Raw genomic sequence first — 2467 nt, 5'->3', positions numbered from 1 at the left:
GCTCTCGTACCAGTGCAATGGCATCAAGTTTGAATTCTTTTGAATAGGTTTTACGTGTTGTCATTTCAATCTCCAGTTAAATCAATTATGTCTTAACTGGGTTAGTCGTATCAATTAAACCACGTCATACCATGCCTAACTAATGTAATTCTCACCGAACCCCCTTTTTTGTCGGCAAACATAACGCTTTTGTAAGGGGCGCGTGTAGTTTACGCGTCCCAGCCCAACTCGTTGGGCGAACTTAACAAACTTGTTAGAGGAACTACTCACCAAGGTGTCCATCAATATTCTGTGATTGAAGTTGCTCTAGCCAACTATCACGGTTTTCCATTATCTCGTTGAAGTTAACCTGCTCAGCAAATGGAATTCGATGAGAGTAAAAAATTGATTTAACCGACTCATCATCATCTCGATAAAATCGATTTATCACGTACTCATAATGTGATTTATCAGGAGCTAATAGAAGCATGCGGAAGTATACTTCTTCCTTTGCTTTTGAGGTGTCGGACTGAAGTATATCTGGCTTCAGAGCGAACATTGGCTTAACGCTGTTTACGTAGCCCGGGAGAACTTCTTTTAATGCTGTTTTACCTTTGTACTTCCGCACAGTAATCATTGTAGACCAAGACTCCAATGATTGACCTTCCGCAAGTAGTTCAACTGTATGAACACCATCATCCTTATTGTTCCAGACTTCGCAAAAGTCTTTATCGTTGAATTTTATACAATTGCTCGCCAAAAGAGACTGCGAAAAAAGCACAATTGCGAGGGTTAACATCCGTTTCATAATTTGTTCCTCTAACGCCCCATTCAGGGGCTGATAATTGCTTGCTAAAATGTGAAGCGAAGCGGAACCGAGCAAGCTGTTAGCAGTCCCGTTACTGTAATGGCTTGTTATATGCCCTTTGACCACTTAAGGAAAAGCTCAAAGCCTTTATCTAGCATTGTTGGGCCGCATGCACATTTAAACTTATTATCTTCAACAAAACATGTTAACCAATTATTGTCTGACTCATAATCAAGTTGAACTGGTTCAAATACTGCATTCTCCAGCAAAGTTTCAGTCAAATCGATTTCTATACGCCAACCTGGATTATCAAGAGTTTCGATTTTTATTCCGTATGAATGCTCCCAATCTTCGTCACATTGGGATAAGAACCATTCTTGTATTTCAACGATATTATTCATAACCTTCCTTGGGCATATAACGCCGTCAACAGAGGCCCGCGCTTGCGCGGGTCCTGTTGCTTGGCCTTGTTCTACTCATACTCTTTGAATACTTGACGTACTCTTTCTGGAGTAATTTTACCGTAGCCGTCTTCATAGTAGCTCTTTGCATACTCAATGAAGTCTTCCGGGGTTGTAGTGATTGCTGGTAACAACCAACCTGTACCGTTATCTTCATTGTTTTGGAAATCGACAGGCCCTTGTTGCCATGAACCTGTATTAGCCGTGCGCCAAAAGCAAAAGGTTACATGATCTATCTCTAAGGCTTCATTATCTAAGACGGCTAAGAGTTCCTCAGGCGCTCCACCATACATCCCAGGCCAAATTCCATATTCTTCTTGTGCATGAGGGCTAATTTCTGATTCGTGGTCGAAGCCCTTTATTAGAATTGAATCACCTTTTATGACAATGATAATTTCATCACCACCACCATTTTCATATGAGGCGACGTCTATTCCTGGTTCCCAATTAGCTTTGTAGGAGAAGCATCTCAGATATTCATCTTCACAAAGCTCAATATCCAAAGCCGCGCTAGCTTTCAGAGCTGAGATTAGTTTTTTATTGGATATATTGTCTAATTCCATTTGAACTCTCTTATTGGGGGAGTAGAACGCCGCCCAGCAGCGGCCGACTGAAAGGAGGTCCAGCCAGCTTGCTGGCGTTGCTGCCTGGGATTGTTACACGTATATCTATTTTCTGACAACCAGGTCACCCGAAGAAAACCAAATTTGACGACCATTGAACAGAACCTCTTCCCAGTTTTCTGGGTTCGTTGACTCATTCTGGTGTGCAACAACAAACTGGTGATGAATTGTACAGGTTTCAGGTAGCTCATTAACTAAGGAGCCACCCGTAATTCCGTGCTTTTCGCATAACTCTAGCTGCCCGATAGCGTCTTTGATTTGGATAATCAAACCAATATGCTCAGCCTTTTCTTCGAGCGTATCGAACTCTGTTTTTTCTTCCAGCTCTTGAATGTAGCTAGTTAATTTAAGGATTGCTGGATTCATAAAGCTCTCTATACGTGTAACGCCGCCTTAAGCGGACAAAAATTGTGTGCCAAAGTTGTTGAGGCACGAAACAAGGCACACGGTTTTTGTTCCGTTTAAAGGCCTTGTATGGATAATTAACCCACCTAATTGACCCTTTACACCCAGTTTCGGGTAATGTGAGACCCAGGCGTTAGCTGCAACTAACGCTTTCCTTGTCGTAGTTCGATTAAATGATGGCTCCTCTATTG

General features: G+C 42.1%; 4 protein-coding genes. All 4 read right to left on the bottom strand.

Features of this window, described 5'->3' with window-relative positions; all coding sequences use genetic code 11:
- Positions 1 to 262 precede the first annotated feature (262 nt).
- Entirely contained in the window at positions 263 to 787 is a 525-nt protein-coding gene (locus tag K6Y21_RS20985) for an HI_0983 family protein (RefSeq protein WP_233073898.1), read from the bottom strand.
- 107 nt (positions 788 to 894) lie between these two features.
- The gene (locus tag K6Y21_RS20980; protein ID WP_233073897.1) at positions 895 to 1188 is read right to left on the bottom strand and encodes an immunity 53 family protein; all 294 of its coding nucleotides are present in this window, start codon (positions 1186 to 1188) and stop codon (positions 895 to 897) included.
- A 71-nt stretch (positions 1189 to 1259) separates the two neighbouring features.
- Entirely contained in the window at positions 1260 to 1811 is a 552-nt protein-coding gene (locus K6Y21_RS20975; RefSeq protein ID WP_233073895.1) for a hypothetical protein, read from the bottom strand.
- Positions 1812 to 1916: 105 nt separating this feature from the next.
- Entirely contained in the window at positions 1917 to 2237 is a 321-nt protein-coding gene (locus K6Y21_RS20970) for a hypothetical protein (protein ID WP_233073894.1), read from the bottom strand.
- Between the last annotated feature and the right edge of the window lie 230 nt (positions 2238 to 2467).

The organism is Motilimonas eburnea, assembly GCF_021295345.1.
GTDB lineage: Bacteria > Pseudomonadota > Gammaproteobacteria > Enterobacterales > CBDFNC01 > Motilimonas > Motilimonas eburnea.
Note: the sequence above shows the minus strand (reverse complement) of the source record. Positions and strands in the feature narration are given on the sequence as shown.

Excerpts from the sequence above, each read along its gene's own strand:
- K6Y21_RS20985 (WP_233073898.1), bottom strand. The coding sequence starts at position 787 with ATGAAACGGATGTTAACCCTCGCAATTGTGCTTTTTTCGCAGTCTCTT.
- K6Y21_RS20980 (WP_233073897.1), bottom strand. The coding sequence starts at position 1,188 with ATGAATAATATCGTTGAAATACAAGAATGGTTCTTATCCCAATGTGAC.
- K6Y21_RS20975 (WP_233073895.1), bottom strand. The coding sequence starts at position 1,811 with ATGGAATTAGACAATATATCCAATAAAAAACTAATCTCAGCTCTGAAA.
- K6Y21_RS20970 (WP_233073894.1), bottom strand. The coding sequence starts at position 2,237 with ATGAATCCAGCAATCCTTAAATTAACTAGCTACATTCAAGAGCTGGAA.